19 protein-coding genes are annotated in these 21,772 nt (G+C 36.4%); 15 read left to right on the top strand and 4 right to left on the bottom strand.

The window, feature by feature from the left end; genetic code table 11:
• Positions 1-25: 25 nt before the first annotated feature.
• The 7 genes from thrS to C6H08_RS05095 all read left to right on the top strand — a co-directional run bounded on the left by thrS (position 26) and on the right by C6H08_RS05095 (position 7,444).
• Positions 26-1,864: a threonine--tRNA ligase gene (gene thrS / locus C6H08_RS05125; RefSeq protein ID WP_034580241.1), complete on the top strand. Its 1,839-nt coding sequence runs from the start codon at positions 26-28 to the stop codon at positions 1,862-1,864.
• Positions 1,861-2,385 (top strand): translation initiation factor IF-3, encoded by a 525-nt coding sequence (infC, locus tag C6H08_RS05120; RefSeq protein ID WP_004087741.1) that lies wholly within the window; start codon positions 1,861-1,863, stop codon positions 2,383-2,385. Before thrS ends, infC begins: the two co-directional genes overlap by 4 nt.
• A gap of 45 nt (positions 2,386-2,430) precedes the next feature.
• On the top strand, positions 2,431-2,625 hold the full coding sequence (rpmI, locus tag C6H08_RS05115; RefSeq protein WP_004087740.1) for a 50S ribosomal protein L35: 195 nt from the start codon (positions 2,431-2,433) through the stop codon (positions 2,623-2,625).
• A 157-nt stretch (positions 2,626-2,782) separates the two neighbouring features.
• Positions 2,783-3,124, top strand: coding sequence for a 50S ribosomal protein L20 (gene rplT, locus C6H08_RS05110; protein ID WP_004087738.1), 342 nt, complete (start codon positions 2,783-2,785; stop codon positions 3,122-3,124).
• 443 nt (positions 3,125-3,567) lie between these two features.
• Positions 3,568-4,851 carry a transcription termination factor Rho gene (gene rho / locus C6H08_RS05105; protein WP_027338332.1) on the top strand — a complete coding sequence of 428 codons (1,284 nt, stop codon included), beginning with the start codon at positions 3,568-3,570 and terminating at the stop codon, positions 4,849-4,851.
• Between the two features lie 18 nt (positions 4,852-4,869).
• Positions 4,870-6,222, top strand: coding sequence for an MATE family efflux transporter (locus C6H08_RS05100; RefSeq protein ID WP_034562387.1), 1,353 nt, complete (start codon positions 4,870-4,872; stop codon positions 6,220-6,222).
• 106 nt (positions 6,223-6,328) lie between these two features.
• On the top strand, positions 6,329-7,444 hold the full coding sequence (locus tag C6H08_RS05095; RefSeq protein WP_034562388.1) for a Cj0069 family protein: 1,116 nt from the start codon (positions 6,329-6,331) through the stop codon (positions 7,442-7,444).
• A 218-nt stretch (positions 7,445-7,662) separates the two neighbouring features.
• Here the strand turns inward: C6H08_RS05095 and C6H08_RS05090 are convergent, their stop codons facing one another.
• The 3 genes from C6H08_RS05090 to fliP all read right to left on the bottom strand — a co-directional run bounded on the left by C6H08_RS05090 (position 7,663) and on the right by fliP (position 10,161).
• Positions 7,663-8,529 carry a hypothetical protein gene (locus tag C6H08_RS05090; RefSeq protein ID WP_034562389.1) on the bottom strand — a complete coding sequence of 289 codons (867 nt, stop codon included), beginning with the start codon at positions 8,527-8,529 and terminating at the stop codon, positions 7,663-7,665.
• A gap of 6 nt (positions 8,530-8,535) precedes the next feature.
• A complete protein-coding gene (locus tag C6H08_RS05085) occupies positions 8,536-9,222 on the bottom strand; it encodes a hypothetical protein (RefSeq protein WP_034562391.1) in 687 nt (228 codons plus the stop codon).
• A 111-nt stretch (positions 9,223-9,333) separates the two neighbouring features.
• Entirely contained in the window at positions 9,334-10,161 is an 828-nt protein-coding gene (gene fliP / locus C6H08_RS05080; RefSeq protein WP_034562392.1) for a flagellar type III secretion system pore protein FliP, read from the bottom strand.
• A 291-nt stretch (positions 10,162-10,452) separates the two neighbouring features.
• Here fliP and hsrA point away from each other — a divergent pair, with 291 nt between their 5' ends.
• The 7 genes from hsrA (at position 10,453) to C6H08_RS05045 (ending at position 17,340) form a co-directional block, all read left to right on the top strand.
• On the top strand, positions 10,453-11,118 hold the full coding sequence (hsrA, locus tag C6H08_RS05075) for a homeostatic response regulator transcription factor HsrA (protein ID WP_004086761.1): 666 nt from the start codon (positions 10,453-10,455) through the stop codon (positions 11,116-11,118).
• 195 nt (positions 11,119-11,313) lie between these two features.
• On the top strand, positions 11,314-11,955 hold the full coding sequence (locus C6H08_RS05070; protein ID WP_034562394.1) for a hypothetical protein: 642 nt from the start codon (positions 11,314-11,316) through the stop codon (positions 11,953-11,955).
• 90 nt (positions 11,956-12,045) lie between these two features.
• Positions 12,046-13,527 carry a hypothetical protein gene (locus tag C6H08_RS05065; RefSeq protein WP_034580240.1) on the top strand — a complete coding sequence of 494 codons (1,482 nt, stop codon included), beginning with the start codon at positions 12,046-12,048 and terminating at the stop codon, positions 13,525-13,527.
• A 138-nt stretch (positions 13,528-13,665) separates the two neighbouring features.
• Complete coding sequence (locus C6H08_RS05060; RefSeq protein WP_034580239.1) at positions 13,666-14,916, top strand: Mur ligase family protein; 1,251 nt, start codon at positions 13,666-13,668, stop codon at positions 14,914-14,916.
• 8 nt (positions 14,917-14,924) lie between these two features.
• A complete protein-coding gene (locus C6H08_RS05055; protein WP_034562401.1) occupies positions 14,925-16,040 on the top strand; it encodes a M23 family metallopeptidase in 1,116 nt (371 codons plus the stop codon).
• The gene (locus C6H08_RS05050; RefSeq protein WP_034562403.1) at positions 16,037-16,981 is read left to right on the top strand and encodes a M23 family metallopeptidase; all 945 of its coding nucleotides are present in this window, start codon (positions 16,037-16,039) and stop codon (positions 16,979-16,981) included. The genes C6H08_RS05055 and C6H08_RS05050 overlap by 4 nt, the downstream gene beginning before the upstream one ends.
• Positions 16,912-17,340, top strand: a complete 429-nt coding sequence (locus C6H08_RS05045; protein ID WP_034562405.1) for a bactofilin family protein — start codon at positions 16,912-16,914, stop codon at positions 17,338-17,340. The genes C6H08_RS05050 and C6H08_RS05045 overlap by 70 nt, the downstream gene beginning before the upstream one ends.
• 530 nt (positions 17,341-17,870) lie before the next feature.
• Here the strand turns inward: C6H08_RS05045 and acnB are convergent.
• On the bottom strand, positions 17,871-20,438 hold the full coding sequence (gene acnB / locus C6H08_RS05040; protein ID WP_034580704.1) for a bifunctional aconitate hydratase 2/2-methylisocitrate dehydratase: 2,568 nt from the start codon (positions 20,436-20,438) through the stop codon (positions 17,871-17,873).
• Positions 20,439-20,589: 151 nt separating this feature from the next.
• Here acnB and cysK point away from each other — a divergent pair, with 151 nt between their 5' ends.
• Entirely contained in the window at positions 20,590-21,513 is a 924-nt protein-coding gene (gene cysK / locus C6H08_RS05035) for a cysteine synthase A (RefSeq protein WP_034562408.1), read from the top strand.
• Positions 21,514-21,772 lie beyond the last annotated feature (259 nt).

Here is a 21,772-nt window from a genome sequence, read left to right as displayed (position 1 = left end):
AACTGAATATTAAGGAATACAGACATTGCAACAAATTATTGGCTATATACATAATGATAGCATTATTGACACACAGACAGCAGCAGAAAACAATCTCAATACACAATCACTTGAACCTATCTATTTTGCTGACACACCAAACGCACATGAAATTATCCGTCATACTTGTGCGCATTTACTTGCTGAAGCGATTAAAGCCCTTTATCCAGAGGCAAAGTTTTTTGTCGGTCCTGTTGTAGATGAGGGGTTTTACTATGATTTTAAGGTGGATTCTAAAATCGGGGTTGATGACTTAGCTACAATAGAAAGCAAGATGAAAGAGATCGCAAAAAAGGGGCATAAACTCACAAAAATTCATTTAAGTCGCAAGGAAGCAATAGAGCGTTTCAGTGGAGATGAGTTAAAACAAGCGGTAATGAGTAAGATAGAAGGCGATGATTTTAGCATATATCAGCAAGGGGATTTTGAGGATTTATGTCGTGGTCCGCATTTACCGCATTTAGAGTTGCTACAAGCTTTTAAGCTTACAAAGATTTCTGGGGCGTATTTGGGTGGAAACGAAGATTCTGAAGTTTTAACAAGGATTTATGGCATTGCCTTTGCAGAGAAAGAGAATCTAAAACAATATCTTTTTCAACTAGAAGAAGCAAAGAAAAGGGATCATAGAAAGCTTGGTGTAGAAATGGAGCTTTTCACATTTGAAGAAGATGTGGGGGCTGGCCTGCCAATATGGTTACCAAAGGGTGCAAGGCTTAGAAGACGCATAGAAGAGCTTTTAACAAGAGCTTTAATACTCAATGAGTATGAACCTGTAAGATGTCCTGAGATTCTAAAAAGTGATGTATGGAAGATTAGCGGGCATTATACGCATTATAAAGAAAATATGTATTTTACTACCATTGATGAAGTGGAATATGGCATTAAACCTATGAATTGCGTAGGGCATATAAAGGTGTATCAAAATAGCATTAGAAGTTATAGGGAATTGCCATTAAGATTCTATGAATATGGCGTGGTGCATAGGCATGAAAAGAGTGGCGTTTTGCACGGATTGCTTCGTGTGAGAGAATTTACACAAGATGATGCACATATCTTTTGTCGCCCTGAACAAATAGAAAATGAAGTGAATAATATCTTGCGTTTTACGCATAAGATTATGAATGCCTTTGGATTTAGCTATGAAATGGAGCTATCCACTAGACCAGAGCAATCAATCGGCGAAGATTCTGTGTGGGAGAGTGCTACTTTAGCCCTGCAAAATGCTCTTGCAAGTAATAATATTAGCTATCAAGTAGATGAAGGTGGTGGTGCATTTTATGGACCAAAGATTGATATAAAAATCACTGATGCAATAGGTAGAAAATGGCAGTGTGGCACAATACAAATTGATATGAATTTACCAGAGAGATTCAATCTAAGCTATATTGATGAGAATAACGAACATGCTATGCCTGTTATGATTCATAGGGCGATTTTAGGTAGCTTTGAGCGGTTTGTAGCGATTTTAACAGAGCATTTTGGCGGAGAATTTCCATTTTTCATTGCCCCAACGCAGGTGATTATTATCCCCATTAATGAAGCACATGTAAGTATGGCACAGAATTTGCAGAATGAGTTACGATTGCGGGGTATTTATGCAGAGTTAAGCCTTAAAAATGAATCGCTCAATAAGAAAATACGCACAGCAGAGAAGCAAAAAGTGCCTATGATTGCACTTATTGGCGATAAAGAGCTTGGCAATAATAGTGTATCTATACGCGATAGACGCATGAAGATGGATTCTGGAGAAAATATGCAGTATGAAATGAGTATGCAAGAATTCTTAGAAAAAACTTCAAATCTACATAGAGAGGTTAGCTTTTGAGTAAAGAAGAAACATTAGTAAATGGAAAAATTCGCTTTGATGAAGTAAGGTGCATTAGCGAAGATGGTGAGCAGCTAGGTATTATGAGTGCAAAAGAAGCACAGAATCTTGCTTATAATGAGGGGCTTGACTTAGTGTGTATATCGCCAAATGCAAAACCACCTGTTTGCAAAATAGTAGAATATGGCAAGTATCGCTATCAATTAGAAAAGAAGCAAAAAGAAGCAAAAAAGAAGCAAAAGCAAGTTGAAGTTAAAGAAATCAAGCTATCAACCCAAATTGCCCAAAATGATATAAATTACAAAGTGAAACATGCTAGAGAGTTTTTTGAAGAGGGTAAGCATGTAAAATTCCGCGTTTATCTGCGTGGCAGAGAGATGCAAAATCCAGCAGGTGGCTTTGAAATGCTAAAGCGAGTCATTGCTATGGTAGATGATATAGCCCATGCTGACAAAGAGGCAAAAATCGAGGGAAAATACGCAAGTATCTTAATGATGCCAAACAATAAGCCAAAAAGCTAGATTTTTATGCTACAATTCTAGCTTTATTTTACGAAAGGAGAAATAATGCCAAAGATGAAGACTAATCGTGGTGCTGCAAAGCGTTTCAAGGTGAAAAAAAATGCAGTCAAAAGAGGCAGTGCTTTTAAAAGCCATATTTTGACAAAAAAGTCGCCAAAACGCAAAGCAAGACTCAATTCGCCACATTATGTGCATGACACAAACTTAGATTCTGTCAAAAGTTTATTGTGTATGAGTTAGGTTGGCTACTTATTTAAGTATGCTATGTGTATCCATTTATGGATAAAGGATTGTCCCCTTAGATTCTATTTAGTCCTTAAAGATTGAAGAGAGATAAGGGAAAGTTTAAACAACATGTTTGCACCTTAATATTTAAGGTAAAGTTACAGGAGAAACCATGAGAGTTAAAACAGGTATTGTAAGAAGACGAAGACATAAAAAGATTCTAAAACTTGCGCGTGGCTTTTATAGCGGTAGACGTAAGCATTTTAGAAAAGCAAAAGAACAACTTGAAAGAAGTATGTGCTATGCTTTTAGAGATAGAAAGCAAAAGAAAAGAGACTTTAGAAAGTTGTGGATTGTGCGTATTAATGCGGCGTGTCGTCTGCATGGTATGAGTTATTCAAAGTTTATGTTTGCATTGAAAAAGGCAAACATTGAGCTTGATAGAAAGATACTTGCAGATATGGCATATAGCAATCCAAGTGCATTTGCTAGTCTTGTTGAGAAAATAAAATAGTTTGATTTAGTTTTGGAGCAAATACACTTTTTTACTTGTTAGATTCTAAACTAGATTCTAGAATCTTTAGAATCTTTTAAACTTTCTTTATAGGTTTTAGAATCTAAATAGGTAAAGTCCCCGAATATTTTTATACCACATTTATTTTATAGATTGCTTTTTTATAATATGTTGATTACAAAAGAGCAATCTATAAACTATGGAATCGCTTTTAAATACTTAAAGGAACACTATGATTTTGTATTTTACGCTTAATAGCATTCTATTTAACAACATTTTGGAGGCATGTAATGTCAAATGAGCATTATCAAAAAGATGAGGCAGTAAAAACAAAAAAGCCATCATATAAAGGCACAAAGACAACGCGTTATGAAAACACGCGTCAAGATAGATATGATAGAGAATCAAAAAATGACTATGACGAAAAAAACAAAGGCAAAGATATGGGAAAAAGGACTCACACGCCAGTTGAGGGCTTTAAGATGGAGGATTTGCGGATTACACCTTTGCAAAAATTACTAGAGATTGCAAAAACGCTTGGAGTCCAAAATCCACAAGACCTTTTAAGGCAAGACTTAATTTTTGAGATTCTAAAAAATCAAGTCAGTCAAGGCGGCTTCATTCTTATCTCTGGTATTTTAGAGATTACAAGTGAGGGCTATGGCTTTTTACGCTCAATTGATGAGAAGTTTTCTGATACACAGCATGATACCTATGTCTCACAAAGTCAGATTCAGCGATTTGCTTTGCGTAATGGGGATATTATCACAGGGCAGGTGCGTCCGCCAAAAGACCAAGAGAGATATTATGCGCTTTTAAAGATTGAAGCGGTAAATTACTTAGGACTAGAAGAGATTAAAAATCGTCCATTATTTGAGAATCTAACCCCGCTTTTCCCCGCAGAGCAACTAAAGCTTGAATACAACAGGCAAAAAATCACTGGCAGAATGCTAGATCTTTTTAGCCCCATTGGTAAAGGACAAAGGGCATTAATCGTAGCACCACCAAGAACGGGTAAAACAGAACTCATGAAAGAATTAGCACATGGCATAAGTGAGAATCACCCCGAAGTAGAACTCATGGTTTTACTCATTGATGAGCGACCAGAAGAAGTAACAGATATGGAGCGAAGTGTAAAAGGGCAAGTGTTTTCAAGCACTTTTGACTTACCATCGACAAATCATATACGCGTAGCAGAACTCGTGCTAGAGAGAGCCAAAAGACGCATTGAAGTTGGCAAAGATGTTGTTATCTTGCTAGATTCTATCACTCGTTTAGCACGCGCTTATAATGCCACAACGCCTTCAAGCGGTAAGGTTTTAAGTGGTGGTGTTGATGCAAATGCACTGCATAAACCCAAAAGATTTTTTGGTGCGGCAAGAAATATTGAGCATGGTGGCAGCTTAACCATCATTGCTACTGCACTCATTGAGACAGGCTCTAGAATGGATGAAGTCATTTTTGAAGAGTTTAAAGGCACAGGTAATGCTGAAATCGTATTAGCACGAAGTATTGCTGATCGTAGAATCTATCCTGCATTTGACATCCTAAAATCTGGCACAAGAAAAGATGACTTACTGCTTGGTGATGAAAAGCTGCGTAAGGTATGGATGCTAAGAAATGTTATCAGTCAAATGGACGATATTGAAGCACTCAATTTTCTTTACTCAAAGCTTGCTGGCACAAAGAATAATGATGAATTCTTAAATGGTATGAATGAAGCTTAAATCATATAAGGGTATTATATGTTTAGCTTAGGGCGGACAAAAAAGATTCAGATAAAGCGGATTCTAAATATCGCCATTCCTAGCGGTTTGCAGTCTGGTCTTGATATGCTTAGTGTATCTTTAGCCCTTTTTTATTTAGGCGGTATCTCTTCACTGCATTTTACCGCTTTAAACACGGGAGCAAAATATATTATTGTTTTTTATCCTATTAGTGCGATTTTTGGCATTGGCACAAATGTGTTAATGTCAAGGCGTTTTGGTGCAAAAAACTATGTAGAGATGAATAGGGTGTATGCTACAATCATACTTAGTGCTTGCTTTATATCGCTTCCCATGCTTTATCTAATCTATCTTGGAATCCCTTATTATCTCAATCTTTTTAATCTAAGTAATGAGTTATACACTCTTACATATAGCTATGTTTCTTTAACCATTTTTGCCCTGCCTTCTATTATTATTAAAAATGTGCTTATCTCTGGTTTTGCCGCGACCGGTGATACAAGGCGACCATTTTTTATTAAGATTTTTTTAACACTTCTTAGTATGCTCGGCTATTATTTGCTTATTGAGGGGCGATTTGGTTTCCCATCTTTAGGGCTTATTGGTGCTGCTTATGTGAGCCTTTTTATCTCATATCTTGAAATGTTTATTTTATTATTATTGCCAAAATTTGTCCAAACAAAGCTTTCTTTTTCGCTATATTTTAATAAGACTTTTTTACTCAATGCTTTTAAAGTTGGCATTCCAACGGGATTAGAGCGTATTTTCACCATTGCTTCACTCAATGTTGTGCTAATTTTTGTTGGCTCTTATGCAGCAATTTATAAAGATAGTGCTATGTCTGGATTCCAAGCTGGGACTACCATTGAGGGCTTTTCATTTGTACCGGGCTTTGGTTTTATGGTAGCGATTATGAGTCTTATGGGGCAAAGTATCGGAGCAAAAAACTATATAAGGGCTAGCGAATACACAAAGCTTTGTGCGATTTTATCAAGCATTATGCTAGGAATTTGCGGACTTCTTTTAGTAATCTTTGCAAAGCCTTTATCAGCGATTTTCATACGCGATGATATACTTGGGATAGAAATCTCTATATATTATCTTATCGCCGTTGGTTTATCACAGATTCCATTAATCCTATCTTTTGTGTATGATGGGGCGTTACGCGGGGCTGGATTCACACAGATACCTTTATTCATTAATATTGTTAGCATATCCATATTTCGCCTTTTGCCTATGTGGCTTTGCACACATTTTGGCTTTTCAATCTATATGCTATTTGTTATCATTTTTATTGAAACGTATATTAGGGCATTTATTTTTTATGTTGTGTTCCGCAGTGGTGTGTGGAAAAAACCTAAAAAATTATAGATTGCTTGAAAAAGTGTCTATCTAAGCGTTACTAAGCAGTCATAAAAAGCACATTTTGCTTGAAAATATGCTAGAATTACGGAATTTCATTTTTAAGGAGCGATTCATGAAAAGGCATATCGTTTTTTTCGAAGCAGTAGGCGGCAGTGATAAGGGCAGAGATGGACACAGAAAAGACACTGTGCCGATGATGGACTATCTCAAAAAGCTTGGTTGGAGTGCGGAAGTTGTGTTTTTCACAGATGAGATTCTAAAAGATTCTGCGAAAACAAATGAGATTTTTGAATATGTTAAAGGTGTGGCTGATGCGTATGTATCGCGTGTGAATCCGGGCAATTTGAAAGAAGAGAAGCTTTACTTTGATGTGTTGCGTAAGCTTTGTGATAGTGGTGTGATTGGTATGCCTCACCCTGATGCGATGATAGGCTATGGGGCAAAAGACGCGCTTACAAAACTTCGCAATACAGAGCTTGTGCCAACAGATACTCTAGCCTACTATGATCCCGCTGAAGCAAAACGCATTGGTGTGAATTGGGTAGCAGGAGAAGAACACGACTTTAAGGCAAACTTCCCAAAAACTCTAGCAAAGGGTGAAAGAGTGCTAAAGCAAAATCGCGGTAGCACAGGGGAGGGAATCTGGCGTGTGCAGCTAAAAGATCAAAGTCAATATGGTAAAGTTTCTTCTGTCCCACTTAATACCATCGTGCGATGCACAGAAGCGGTGGATAACCACGTAGAAGAGCATAAACTAGGCGATTTTATGAATTTCTGCGAGAAGTATTTGACAGGCGATAATGGTATGCTTGTGGATATGACTTTCTTGCCACGCATTAAAGAGGGCGAGATTAGAATCCTAATGCTGTATAAAGACCCAATCTATGTTGTGCATAAAAAACCAGCTGAAGGGGCAGATGCCTTTTCAGCCACTCTCTTTAGCGGGGCAAAATACCGCTATGATAAGCCAGAACAATGGAATGAGTTAGTAAGCTACTTCTTATCTAACTTGCCAGAGATTAAAACAAAGCTTGGCAACTATGACTTGCCTTTGATTTGGACGGCGGATTTTATCCTTGATACTGGTGAAAATGGTAAGGATAAGTATGTGCTAGGTGAAATTAACTGCTCTTGTGTGGGCTTTACTTCCCCTGTTGAGTTTTTGGATAAAACTGCTAGACGCGTAGCAAATACGATTATTAACATTGTGGAAGATGCACAGAAGTAGGTTCTCCAGATTGAAATCATATTGGGCATAGCAAAAACCATCTGGTAAAGATTTTTTGTTGTAGTCCCAATAGACAAGACACAAAAGACCAACAAAAGCTAGGTGATCACAACCTGTATTCTACAATGATAGAATCTAAAAAATGTGGCACAATCTCTGCTTTCTGTAGTTTAAACGCCACTATAGAAAAGCTAATGGTTTTTTTTGTTGGTATCTTCTTAAAAAAGCATTTCTATATCACTAAACGATAGATAACTAAGGCTTAGATTGTATTGTTGCATAACTTTAAAAAGATTGCGATTTGCTTCGTTTGCGTTACTATCTATTGCGTTGATATAGGAAGTGGGTATAGATATGCCAAGATTTTTAGCATGGATAGTGTGGGCTTGTCTTGCATGAGAGAGTGGGAGGAAGCCACAATATATTTGTATTTTGTTTTGTGATGAAGCAAGGCTTAGATTATTTTTTGTGTATATTTGTATAAGATTCTTATAAAAAGAGTGAAAAGTTTTAAAATCTTTTGTTATCTGTGGTAAAACATTAGGTAAGTTATTCTGCGTTTGTAGTTTATTTTCCTGCATATTTTGTGTTTGATAAAATGGCTGCGTGATGAAATTTTGCACACCATATTGAATTTTTTTGCATAATCCATGGCTATTACGCAATGATATCTTTGACTCTAAAGCACAATAGATTTGAAGTTGTCTTAAAAAAGTAGAGTTTTTTTGCATATCTTTTAGAATCTCTAGGGCATTATAGGTGGTGAGTGGATGAGATAGTGTTGTATCGCCACTAATAATTGCTACATGAGAGATATTCAGGTATTCTAGTGATAAAAACGCACTTTGCAAGGATTCTGCGGTATGCAAGCTAGTCTTTATTGTTGGTATAAAATGGATATGCTTTAGCGTTTTAGTTTGTCTTACTAAGTCCCGCAGTGTAGCGACAATGCTTAGAGAATCTGGGTATGGCTTTGAGACCGGATTTGATGGGATAAGAACATGTGTGATCGGCAAAGCATTGCATACCAAACACAAACGCTCTGCATCTTGTGTGATATTTGTAGGTAGATACTCAAAAATCAAAATCTATTATTTTTGTCCAAAAGATGCAATGAGTGCTTCAATATCACTTTCACTTGCAACTTCATCGTGGCTATCACCTGCAATATATGTAGCTGATGCCACGCGTTTAGAATCATCACCCCTACCTTCAAAGAGAGAATTCATATACTGACTTAATGCACGCATTACATTGATAACGCGCTCTATCTTTTGTCGGTGAATATCTTGATACTGCATAATATCCATAGCCTGCATACATGCGTCATTACAATCCATAGCAGAATTTTTAATATTATCATTCACCTTTGCAATTTCTTTTGTTTGCTCTAGCGAAGTGCCAAATGCCTTAATTTTAGGGAAGCTTTCAACAAGTGTAACAAGCATTTCTTCTTGGGCTTTGAGATACTCTTTGATTTTTTTAGAATCTTTTTCGATTGAAGTAGCAAGTGATCCGATATTATCAATTTGATCGAAAACTTCTGTCATTTTCACTTCAGAGTCTCTAGTTACATCATCAAGCTGATGAACGACTTTGTGCTCCTCTGTTGGTGGTGGTGGGGGCCATTTCTTATCGGCTTCTGGCTTATATGAGTTTGGATCTACAAACTCGGCTTTAATTTCTTCTTTTGTATCTTCTGTCTGCACATCATCTAAGCCTTCACCTAAAGAATCTGCGTCTTGTGCCATAAGAGAATCTAACTCTTCTTGTGTCATCAAAGCTCCTAAGTAAATTTAATATAATCTCCGTAATCTCCGCAATTATAACATATTTTTTACAATATATTCTTAACATTCAAAATGATTTTAGCACACTTGCATGTATAATTAAGAATAATTAAAAGATCGAACGAGATTCCATATCAGCAAATTAAACCCATCAACAAGCACAAAAATGAGAATCTTAAATGGCAATGAAATCATGACAGGTGGCAACATCATCATGCCCATAGCCATAAGCACCGAAGCAATAACCATATCAATAACTAAAAATGGTAAATACAATAAAAAGCCGATTTGAAAAGCAGTTTTTAGCTCACTGATCATAAATGAGGGCAAGATAATACTAAGCGAAACCTTATCTATCAGGGCTTCAAATTGCTCTTTTGTCGTAATATTATCCATTTGTGGTGGCTCTTCATTGCGTATCTTATAAAATAATGCAATATCACTATGACGAGTATTCATAAGCATAAATTTTTTGAATGGACGCATGGTCTCCTCAAAGGCTTCTTCATAGCCGATTTTTTCTTCCATATATGGCTTTATACCCACATTATAGGCATCTTTTATCACAGGTTCCATAATAAAAAAAGTAAGAATCATAGCAAGGCTAACTAATACTTGCGTTGGTGGGGATTGCTGTGTGCCTAATGCAGTGCGTAAAAAGCCCAGCACGATTAAAATACGCGTAAAGCTCGTCATCATTAGCACAAGAGATGGGGCAAGTATTAAAAGGGTGAGTAATACAACAATATTTAGCGTAGTAACAAGCTGCGTTGGTGTGCTTGGTGGATTAATACTTAAATCAACTGAAGGTACAGGTACCCCATTAAGCTTTAGCTGATTATCTGCTGGAGCGGCTAATGCAGTATCTATGAAGCCGATAAATATAAAAATAAAAAAGCAAGATTTTAATATCTTAGATACTTTCACGCCACCCTCGTAATGTTTTAGTTGTTTTTAGTTATCAGGTTAAAAAGCCAAATTGTAGCATAAAATCATGAAATTTACTCCATGCGGCTTGTATTCTATGGTTTGATAATCCTTTTTATTTCATAGCCTTGATAGCCTTGCACGATAGATTCTTATAATCAAATCAATTTTATAAGTTAGCTTATAAAACTATTAAGGATTATTTAATTTATGCTTAATATTTTTATAAAAAAAGTTTAAGGTTAGATTAAATAATGCTATAATTACAAGACTTTTTGCTAGGAGACTTTTATGCGTATTTTAGTTGTATATAGTAAGAAAGATGTGTTAGATAGCATATCAAGGGAGTTGGGTAAGAAAAACTATCAAGTTGATTTGGCACAAAATGTGAAAGATGGGGAATATCACATTAGTGTGCGTAGTTATGATATTGTGCTTGGTGGGTGGCAGCTTTCAGATGGTGGGGCGCAAGACATTATATCTATTGTCAAGGGCAAATATCCAAAAGTTCCAGTCATTATACTTGGAGACAATGAGCCAAAGCACGAGGTCCAGTCTTTTAAATTTGGTGCTGATGATTATATAGCATATCCATTTGATAACGAAGTCTTATTAGCAAGGATTCAAGCCAGACTAAAGCTTACAGATTCTAATCTTATAGAGATTGGGGATATAGTCATTATCCCAGATGAAGAAAGGATAACATTTAAAGGTAAAGATATCGAAGTAAAAGGTAAGCCATTTGAAGTGCTTACACATCTTGCACGACAAAGAGATCAAATCGTATCAAAAGATCAATTATTAAATGCGATTTGGGACGAGCCAGAGCTTGTAACGCCTAATGTTATTGAGGTAGCAATCAATCAAATACGACAAAGAATGGATAAGCCATTAAATATTAATACAATTGAGACGGTGAGAAGACGCGGCTATCGTTTTTGCTACCCGAAGAAATAATGTATTTAGCAACATGATTAATATAAGAATATTAGCCTTATAAGATCTTAGTCTTTTTCGACGATGTCTGCATGTCCTATAGATTTTTGGCTTATTTATCTTTATGTGAGGCGGCTTACGGGTCGCTTTGGAAATCCAATTGTCGTTATTGTAGAATTCGTGCTCTAAAAGTGTTACTTATAGAAAGGAACAAACATGAAAAATATTTTGAAATGCATGATTGCAAGTGCTACGATATGGAGTGGTGTGCTTTATGCAGAGATACCTTATGCACCAGATTTTTCACTAAAATCACATGTTTTACAAGAGCCACCAGCTTTAATGCAAAATCATACAACTGGTTTGCCAGAAAGCTGGGAGTATTATGCCACAAAAGCACCAAAGCAAAATGTGCTTGTGCCTACTATGCCTGTAATTATGGAAGTTTGTGCTATTGCTGATATGACCCATTATGTTTATCCTACAAAAGAGGCTTTAATGCAAGGGTGTCGCAGGGGTGATAGCGGCTTACTACACTTTGTGCTTCAGCCTTATCAATATTCGCCGACATTACATACTTTAGAATCTATACACCTTATGCCTAGCACAAGACAAACTTATATATATCCGCAAATAGTAATCTATTACAAGCTTGATGAGAAGGATCAAAATATCCTTACAAGCATAGAGTTAGGCGATTTCTATGATAAAAACGGCAGTATTATTATCAATGGAGAAACTTTTCAGTATAGTCAAGATGTCATGCAAGCCTTTCATAAACTTATTTATGAAATAAGTGATGCGATGTATCTACCAGAAACTTTTCATCTAACGCAATATCATAACTCGCTACGCTAGAGGAAGTAAGATAATCCTTATTTAAGGTGTTAAAAGTTTAGGAATAAGTTTTGCTTTGATAGTCTTTAGAATTTAAAAATGGAGTTTTTCATGGCTATCAATGTAGATGGAGCGCCTATTATATTGCAAAAAATACCAGTAGCAAACGATTCTTTAAAGTTTGCAGATATACAAAAGACTTTTAGTATTATTGATGAGATTCCCACCACTGATATTGTAGCCACAGATGATGATCCAGCGTATGATACACAAGTAAATGACATGCTAAATACGCTGAAAGCCTTGCAGGTTGCAAGAAAAAGCTTAAGCGATGTGCAAAGCATTGCAAAAGATATAAAGAGTAATTATAAAACAGAGAAAAATGATGCTTGGGCGCCAGTCGATGATACAATGTTGCGACAACGCTATGAAGCAACACAGCAAATTAAAGATATTTTAAGTAAAGCGACACTGAATCACAAAAATGTCTTTACAATGGATTACGCAAAAGATGGGATTATCCTTGATTTAGGGAAAAAGGATATGAGTGCGTTGAATTTGCGAGATGAACACTCTATCAATGTATTTTCTGATAATATCGATCGTTTAAGCAGACAGATAGAAGAAAATGTCCAAAAGCTACAAGAAAAAATCGATAAGATTAATAAAAGCAGATGGCTGTCTATGGAGAATTTGCGTAATGTGCGTTTGCAGCAAAAAGAGGTAAATGCAGGACTCAAAGCAGCTCAAGCAACCCCAAGCTTAGCAAGTGCATTAGCAGAAATAGCACAACAGCAGGCTATGCCTAGTGTTTCACCAGTTTCTGCAACACAAGATTCATCTGCAATACCAAATACTGCAACTACAAGCCAAGATAATGAAACATTAACACAAGATTCAAATAAGACAAAGAGCCTTACACCGCAAGATAGCACAGAATCTAATGCTAAAAATACAGAAGATACAATCGCTACGCTAGATGATACTCAATCTAGCACAGATTCTAATACAACAGAATCTAATACTGCGAAATCTAAAAATACAGAACCTAATAATAGCATGAATGCTACCAGCACAGAATCTACAAAAGAAGATTCTAATATCTCTAAAGAATCTAGCGAAAAAAGTTTGAGTAATGAAGTCAAAGAAGAAGGGAATGCTGCAAGCACAGCAACACAAGATTCTAAGGCAAAAAATTCTAAAGAAGAAGTAGTTGCAAAAGTAGATGATAGCAGCACAAATAAGCAAGATAGCACAGAAACAACGAGTGCTGCAACAGAATCTACAAAAGAGACGCCCACAAAAGATGAGACTAAGCAAGATTCACAAAACAAACAGACTGACACTCAAGCTGATAATACAGACGACAAGGAAACTAGTAGTAATGAAAACAAAATTGCAGCACAAGATTCTGTAAAGCACGATTCCACAAAAATAGATGCTGAACAAAAGGGCGATTCTGCAGAATCCACAAACAATAAAGCAAATGATACAAAAGAAAAAGTTGCTAACACAGACACAAAAGATAATACTACACCAAACAAAACTGCAGAAGAAGAAAATAAAGAACAAGTCATTGATGTGTTTGTATAATGAGTGAATATCATAAACTTTATCGCAAAAATAGATTCTAATATGATATTAATAGAATCTTATATACTTATTTGGCAATCCCTACATAAACATACTAGAATACACTTTTTGGCAAAATAGCACAACAAAAGGGCTAAGATGATATATCAATACATGGTTTCCAAAGCACAAGAATATGCGGTCTTTGATCCTAAAAGAGCAAAAAAGCTATTTTTATTGTTGCGGCCTCATTTGCGTTTAAATAGCTATAATATCCATATTATTGGCACAAATGGCAAAGGTAGCACAGGGAGATTTATCACACAAAGCATTATAGAATCTGGATATAAAGTTTTGCATTTTACATCACCGCATGTATTTGATTTTAGAGAGAGATTCTATACAAATAGCGGCATTGTAAGTCTTCAAGCGTTACTCAACGCACATAATTTTTTACAGCAATTTTCTTTTATACAAGAAGCTAGTTACTTTGAATATGCTACATTTTTAGCACTTGTTTTGGGACAAGATTGCGATTATCTTGTGATGGAAGCCGGGGTTGGCGGTGAGTTTGATAGCACTTCTATTTTACGCTATGATATAAGCATTTTTACTCGCATAGGACTTGATCACAAAGAAATGCTAGGTAACACCTTAGAATCTATCGCATTAACAAAACTTCGTGCGGCACAGGGTGATATTTTTACACATTTTCAAGAAAAAGAGGTGTTAAAACTCATAGAAAATATAAAAAATATCAGTGTTTATGTCAATGATACGGAGCTAAAGCGTATCCTGCCACAAAGTATTACTTATTTATGTGAAGAGGATTTGCATACAGAAGAGATAAAGACTTATAGTAATATACATAAGATTCCATATTTTTTACTAGAGAATCTAGCTCTAGCTTCTCTTGTGCTAAGAAAACTCAACATTCCTTTACTGAAAAATAAGCTAGACATTATTGGCAGATTCCATGCTATATTGCCAAATGTTGTTGTTGATGTAGGACATAATGCTATGGCTGCAAATGCTGCTATTTCTGCTGCAAAATCATATTTTAACAATATGCCCTTTGTGCTTATTTACAATAGCTATAAAGACAAAGAGATTAGAGAAATTCTAAGTATTTTTAAAGAACATATTATTGAAATAATAATTTTTATGGTAGAAAATCCGCGCATAATAGATTTTAAAGAAATGGAAAATATTTTAGATTCCATGTCTATACCTTATAGCTTTTTTTGCCCATATAGAACTAAACTTGACTTATTGCCAAAAAAATTGATAGAATCAGAGAAAGTTTTACGCAAAGATAACAAATACTTAATTTTTGGAAGCTTTTCACTTGTGGAGCAGTTTTTGCTGTGGTTTAGCGATACGCATGGAAAGCAATGCTATGATGGGTAGTAGGTAGTATGGAAGATACAGGCAAAATCAAGCAGACTTTAACCATTACAATAGTTGATGAAAATGGTTCAAAGCAATTTACAATGGCAAAGGTTATGCAAAAAGTCGTCATGTATGGTGGCGTTATATTGTGCGTAGTGATTGTGCTTGGTTATTTTGCTATGTCTTCTTTTATAGAACAGCTTGATGATATTAACACTGCAAAGCAAGAATCTTATCAAGCATTCCAAGACATGTATCAGCAAAATGCTTTTTTACAAGATGATATACAAAGCAAAACAGAAGAGTTGCAAGCTATGCGTGATAGGGTTGCAGATTTAGAAAAAATGGTAAATTTTAACTCTTTCAGTAACGATAAAACTAACATTAGTCATATAGACTTGCAAGCGCTTCCAGACACACAAAAAGCAACCATCTTGCAGATTATCCCAAATGGCAATCCACTCACTATGTTTGAAATGAAGCATAAAACAAAGAGAAATGCAAGGGATTATGGGTTAATTGATATGCAATATGCAGCAATCCAAACGCATGGTGGCAATACGGGATATGACTATTATACAAGCGAAAGTGAGCCAGTGTATGCAACAGCTGATGGCTTGGTAGAATCTACACGCGATGGCAATCAAAGATATGGATATGGCAATATCGTAAGACTTTCGCATGTGTTAGGCTTTAGTAGTGCTTATACAAATCTTGATAGGATAGCGGTAAAAGTTGGCGATTTTGTAAGTAGGGGTGATATTATAGGCTATACGACTTCAAGCCCGGGCAAAAATCATACAAGCTTGTATTATGAAGTGAGATTCCTAAGTCAAGGTTTAGATACACTATCCTTTATTGATTGGGATACGCAGAATTTTCAATCTATTTTTAATGTTAAAAAAAATGCAAATATAGATATGCGTAGTCTTATGTGGGCGTTAAACGATATTGCAAAGCTTAATGATATGTCTTCTCATTTTGCCCTTGATGAAGGAAGTTTGCAACAAAAAGAAAGATTGAATATTACAAAAGAATCATTAGATTCTAAAGTTACACGCAATCCTAACAATATGCAAGATTCTGTAAGCAATATTACATCACAACGATACGCAGAAGCAAAACAAGGCGGTATGCGATGAATGCAAATAAGCGTCTTGTCATTATGATTACAGATTTAAATGGATCGAAGTTTATTAATGTTGATATGATATTTCGCCAAGTTGGTGCGTATTTATTCGTCTTTTTACTTACTTTAGGCTTGTTTGCCTATATCAGTATTGTTGTGATACGGAAAGAAATACATAATATACAATTAAGACATACTCATCTTATGAGTGAATTTGCAAGTATGCAACAACACAACGAAAAGCTAAATGAGGCATTGCAAGAAAAAGATGAGGAAATTGCCCTTGTTGGCGATAGATTTGAAGATATAGAAAATGTTGTTGGCACGAATAAAAATCTAACAGATACAATAGCCCTATTAGATAACGCTGACCTAAATCTATTAGATAGAATGGATACAGCCTCAATTACTGCGTTGCAAAAAACTTTTATTATGAAATTTATCCCTAATGGTAGCCCCATTAATATCGATTATCGTTTGTCTGCCCCTTATGGGAAGCGTTATCACCCTATTTTACATATTTATCATATACACACTGGGGCTGATATGGTAGCTCCAATGAATACGCCTGTATATGCAACTGCTGATGGTGTTGTAGATTGGGCGAGTAGTAGCGGAAATGGTGGTTATGGGAAACTTGTAAAGATTTCCCATTCATTTGGATTTAGAACATATTATGCACATTTAAATGATATTAAGGTGCAAAGAGGGCAGTTTGTAAAAAAAGGGCAGCTGGTGGCGCTTACTGGCTCTTCAGGAGCTAGTACGGGTCCCCACCTGCACTATGAAATACGATTTTTAGGGCAACCTATTGATCCTATGAATTTCGTGCATTGGAACATGCAAAATTTTGACCTTATTTTTGAAAGAGAAAGGAGAGTATCATGGCATTCTTTGCTTCAGATAATAAACAATCTAATGGGAAGGAAACAACAGGAGGCGCTGCAACAATAATTGCAGTCAATACGAAGTTTAAAGGCGAGATACACACAGATTGCCATTTCCACACAGATGGAGAGTTTGAGGGCATTATCCACTCTAAAAATACCGTCATGGTGGGTAAAACTGGAATTATTATAGGCGATGTTTTTGCACAAAAGGTTATTGTGAGTGGCAAGATTACAGGCAATGTCGAGGCAAAGGCGATTGAGATTCTAGCAAATGGCAGATTGGAGGGCACAATCACATCAGATGAGCTTGTGATTGAGAAGAAAGGTATGTTCCTTGGACAATCTAAAAGCAACAATAATAAAGATGTAAGGCTATTAAGCGACACACAAAAACCACAATCTAGCATTGAGCTAAAAAAGTGATATATACACAGCTTGTTTGCAAGTGATCCTTAGTGTTGGAATCTAGATATTTAGGCATAGTATGTCCTGCAAAATAGCTTGCAGTTTGATACATTTATATATCTTTATCTCCCACTTCACATACATGAGATTAGTCTTGTATAGTTTTTATATGCAATATATAAAGTCCCAGTTGTTATAACACTTGTCGTTTGTGGATATGCCTATTACGGCAACAACCTTTTATCCTATACTACTCTATACAAATTTAGATTTCATATCCCCATTTTTTCAACAACAGAATTCCCATAGTTTTTAACGAATATAACGCTTGAAAATAGCTATAACTTTATTCGAAGTTGGAATTTTTTTTAGTTGGTAAGCTAGAAGCTAGATTCTATTAAGAATAAAAGGTTTCACAAACAAAGCTTTCTAAGCCCATCTCGCTAGAAAACTTTGTATAGTAGAAAAATGCAGAATAATATGTAAAGCCTTGCGGCAGAGTATGAAGTCTTGCAACACCCCGCAAAACTTCAAAACAACAAAATACCTTACAAAGCAAAATCTTTTATCTTATCAAACTCTAAGTATTTATACACTTTGTTTGTATTCTCGCCTAGTTTTTGCGGCACGATTTCTAGATACTCTTTAAGCTCTGGTAAGCGACCAAGCTTCGCACATACTGCCCCTAGCTCTGCACTGCCTAGATAGACTTGTGCGCCTTTACCCATGCGGTTATCAAAGTTTCTAGTTGATGTAGAGAATACTACTGCATTATCTTTTACACGAGCTTGATTCCCCATGCAAAGACTACAGCCCGGCACTTCAATCCTAGCACCCGCCGCACCAAAGAGAGAGAAATATCCCTCATCGCTTAACTGCTTAGAATCCATTTTTGTCGGTGGCACAAGCCAAGTTCTAGTAACGCTTTGCCCTTCATTTTTCATAATCTCACCAAACGCCCTGAAATGCCCGATATTTGTCATACAGCTACCAATAAAGACTTCATCAATATTTTTTGGTCGTTTTGGATCAGCTAGTATCTCACTCAAAGTTGCCACGTCATCTGGGTCATTAGGACATGCAAGGATAGGATCTTTAATCTCGCTTAAATCAATCTCAATAATTGCTGCATATTCTGCGTCTTTATCCGCTCTTAATAGCACAGGATTATTGATCCACTCTCGCATTTTTTCTGCTCTTCTTCTCAGTGTTTCTGCACTGCCATAGCCATCTTTTATCATCGCATCAATAAGGGCAATATTAGATTCCAAATACTCAATAATAGGCTCTTTATTTAGCGTAATGGTGCAAGCTGCTGCACTTCTCTCCGCACTCGCATCGCTTAGCTCAAAGGCTTGTTCCACCTTAATATCTTCAAGCCCCTCAATCTCTAGAATCCTACCGCTAAAGATATTCTTTTTATTTTGTTTTGGCACGGTTAAAAGCCCCTGCTTAATCGCATAATAAGGGATAGCATTCACCAAATCTCTTAGCGTAATGCCCGGATTTAGCTTCCCTTTGAAACGCACTAAAACAGATTCTGGCATATTAAGCGGCATAGACCCTGTAACCGCGGCAAATGCGACAAGCCCACTACCCGCAGGGAAACTTATCCCAATAGGAAAGCGAGTATGAGAATCTCCACCTGTGCCAACAGTGTCTGGCAGACAAAATCTATTTAGCCAAGAGTGAATAACGCCATCTTTTGGACGCAAGGCAACACCACCGCGACTTGTCATAAAGTCTGGTAAAGTAGCCTGCAAGCTTACATCGGCTGGTTTTGGATAGGCTGCGGTATGACAGAAGCTTTGCATAACAAAATCAGCACTAAATTTAAGACTTGCCAACTCTTTTACCTCATCTCTTGTCATCGCACCGGTGGTATCTTGAGAGCCAACCGTTGTTGCTTTTGGTTCGCAATACTCACCCGGTCTTACTCCATCTTTGCCACATGCGATGCCTACCATTTTTTGCGCTAGAGTGTAGCCTTTTGAGCTTTTCTGTGGTTTTTCTGCTTGTGAGAATTCTTTTGATTCTTCTAAGCCTAAAAACTTTCTTGCCCTATTTGTTAAGCCCCTCCCAATGATAAGGGGGATTCTCCCACCTGCTCTGATTTCATCAATGATAGTAACAGGGCTTAAACTAAATGTGCTTACCACCTTAGAATCTTTTAGAATCTCACCACTATAAGGCTTTAGTGTAATAACATCGCCTTCTTTTAAAGAATCCACATTAGCAATGATAGGCAAACAGCCGCTATCCTCACATGTCGCAAAGAAAATAGGGGCGATAATACTACCTATAACAAAGCCACCACTCTTTTTATTTGGCACATAAGGAATCTCATTGCCAAAATGCCATACAATAGAGTTACAAGCAGATTTTCGACTGCTTCCAGTGCCTACGACATCGCCTACATATACTACGCTTGCGTTATTATCTTTTGCGATTTTTTTAATGTTTTCTATGCGAGATTCATAGTTTTCTATGCGACTTTTTAGCATGGCTTTAGCATGTAATGGAATATCACTTCGCGTAAAAGCATCACTTGCGGGACTTAAGTCATCAGTATTTGTTTCACCATCAATCTTTAATACAACAAGTTTTATCTCTTCTTGTAGCTTTGGCTTTGAGAGAAACCATTCTGCATTTGCCCAAGATTTTATAATCTCTTTTGCAAGTGCATTTGTCTTGCTCATATCAGCAATAGTATCAAATGTATCATAGACTAAGAGCGTATGTTTAAGCGCATTTACTGCTTCTTTTGCAACCGCACTATCACTAGATTCTATAAGTTTAACAAGATAGGGGACATTATATCCACCAAGCATTGTGCCAAGTAACTTTGTAGCCTCTATGCCATTTATTACACTGCATTTTTCTGTGCCATTTGCGATATTGCCTAAAAACTCTGCCTTAAGCTTTGCTGAATCATCAACGCCCGGATTAATGCGATTAGCAAGTAAATCCTTACAAAAAGCCTTGTTAGTTTCATCACTACCTTTTAGAATCTCAATTACCTGCTTTGTCTGTGCGATATTTAAAGGTAGTGGTGGCACACCCTCTCTACTTCTTTCTGCAACATTGTTTTCATATTCTTTCACAAAATTTTCCATACCCATGATGTCTCCTTAAATTGACACTTAATTAATACTTGCATAAGCAAACATTATTAACTTAAACATTATTAACTTTAAGTTGCTATAATCTTAGCACATAACATTGGGAATTTAGTGGTTGCATATCACTACAAGTGGAGTTTTTATCATGATAGCACAAAATGTAACAGAACTTATAGGCAAAACACCAGTTATAAAGTTGAATAAGCTTTCTCAAAAGTTTGGGGCAAATATATTCGGTAAATGCGAATTTATGAATCCTAATAGTTCAATCAAAGATAGAATCGCTATGGCAATGATCTTTGATGGCATGAAACACGGGACAATCACGCAAAATACCACAATTGTTGAAGCTACAAGCGGAAATACGGGCGTTGGCTTAGCGGGTGTATGTGCGTCTCTTGGACTGCGACTAATCATTGTTATGCCAAGCTCAATGAGTATTGAGAGAAGAAAAGTTATGGCAGCACTTGGTGCAAAGATAGAGCTAACCGCACCAGAAAAAGGCATGAAAGGTGCATTAGAGCGTGCAGAAGAGTTGCGTAATACTTATAAAAACTCTTTAAGCCTTAATCAATTCGACAATAAAGCAAATGTAGCAATCCATAAGGAAACAACCGCAAAAGAGATTCTAGAATCTTTTAAAGACACTTCTATTGATATATTTGTAGCAGGTGTTGGCACTGGTGGTAGCCTAACTGGTATTGGCAGTGTTTTAAAAGAAAAATATAAAGATATACATATTGTAGCTGTAGAACCTGCAAGCTCCCCTGTGCTAAGTGGTGGTGTGCCTGCTCCACATAAGATTCAAGGCATTGGTGCGGGATTTGTGCCTTCAATCCTTGATACAAACATTTATAATGAAGTGCTGCAAATAACAAATGAAGAGGCATTAGGCATGGCAAGAACTATTGCTTCAAAAGAAGGCTTACTTGTAGGCATATCAAGTGGGGCAAATGTGTATGCAGCAAAGATGTTGGCGAAAAAATATCCAAATGCAAACATTCTTACAATGCTAAATGACACAGGTGAGCGTTATCTCTCAACAGGGCTATTTGAAGGTGGAGAATAATCTTAAGGTTTTTTTAGAATCTTTAGTTACTTCGCTTATGACATAAAAGATTTGTGAGATTATATATCTCAAATGGGTATTTTTATGTGTATTGAAACTCTGAGTGGATGGTTTCATGGAATATTAAATATAAATTTTCATATAAATGTGGCTATGATGATGGGTTTATATAACTTTATGTTGGGGCATGTGTGTATTTTATAGTTTTACTTTAGTTGAAGTTTTTGTGCTATTTGAATGGATTTAACATGAGATATAG

It is taken from the genome of Helicobacter bilis (genome assembly GCF_900198365.1).
GTDB lineage: Bacteria > Campylobacterota > Campylobacteria > Campylobacterales > Helicobacteraceae > Helicobacter_A > Helicobacter_A bilis_B.
Note: the sequence above shows the minus strand (reverse complement) of the source record. Positions and strands in the feature narration are given on the sequence as shown.

Excerpts from the sequence above, each read along its gene's own strand:
- rpmI (WP_004087740.1), top strand. The coding sequence starts at position 2,431 with ATGCCAAAGATGAAGACTAATCGTGGTGCTGCAAAGCGTTTCAAGGTG.
- rplT (WP_004087738.1), top strand. The coding sequence starts at position 2,783 with ATGAGAGTTAAAACAGGTATTGTAAGAAGACGAAGACATAAAAAGATT.
- rho (WP_027338332.1), top strand. The coding sequence starts at position 3,568 with ATGGGAAAAAGGACTCACACGCCAGTTGAGGGCTTTAAGATGGAGGAT.
- C6H08_RS05100 (WP_034562387.1), top strand. The coding sequence starts at position 4,870 with ATGTTTAGCTTAGGGCGGACAAAAAAGATTCAGATAAAGCGGATTCTA.
- C6H08_RS05095 (WP_034562388.1), top strand. The coding sequence starts at position 6,329 with ATGAAAAGGCATATCGTTTTTTTCGAAGCAGTAGGCGGCAGTGATAAG.
- C6H08_RS05085 (WP_034562391.1), bottom strand. The coding sequence starts at position 9,222 with ATGACACAAGAAGAGTTAGATTCTCTTATGGCACAAGACGCAGATTCT.
- hsrA (WP_004086761.1), top strand. The coding sequence starts at position 10,453 with ATGCGTATTTTAGTTGTATATAGTAAGAAAGATGTGTTAGATAGCATA.
- C6H08_RS05070 (WP_034562394.1), top strand. The coding sequence starts at position 11,314 with ATGAAAAATATTTTGAAATGCATGATTGCAAGTGCTACGATATGGAGT.
- C6H08_RS05065 (WP_034580240.1), top strand. The coding sequence starts at position 12,046 with ATGGCTATCAATGTAGATGGAGCGCCTATTATATTGCAAAAAATACCA.
- C6H08_RS05060 (WP_034580239.1), top strand. The coding sequence starts at position 13,666 with ATGATATATCAATACATGGTTTCCAAAGCACAAGAATATGCGGTCTTT.
- C6H08_RS05055 (WP_034562401.1), top strand. The coding sequence starts at position 14,925 with ATGGAAGATACAGGCAAAATCAAGCAGACTTTAACCATTACAATAGTT.
- C6H08_RS05050 (WP_034562403.1), top strand. The coding sequence starts at position 16,037 with ATGAATGCAAATAAGCGTCTTGTCATTATGATTACAGATTTAAATGGA.
- C6H08_RS05045 (WP_034562405.1), top strand. The coding sequence starts at position 16,912 with ATGGCATTCTTTGCTTCAGATAATAAACAATCTAATGGGAAGGAAACA.
- acnB (WP_034580704.1), bottom strand. The coding sequence starts at position 20,438 with ATGGAAAATTTTGTGAAAGAATATGAAAACAATGTTGCAGAAAGAAGT.
- cysK (WP_034562408.1), top strand. The coding sequence starts at position 20,590 with ATGATAGCACAAAATGTAACAGAACTTATAGGCAAAACACCAGTTATA.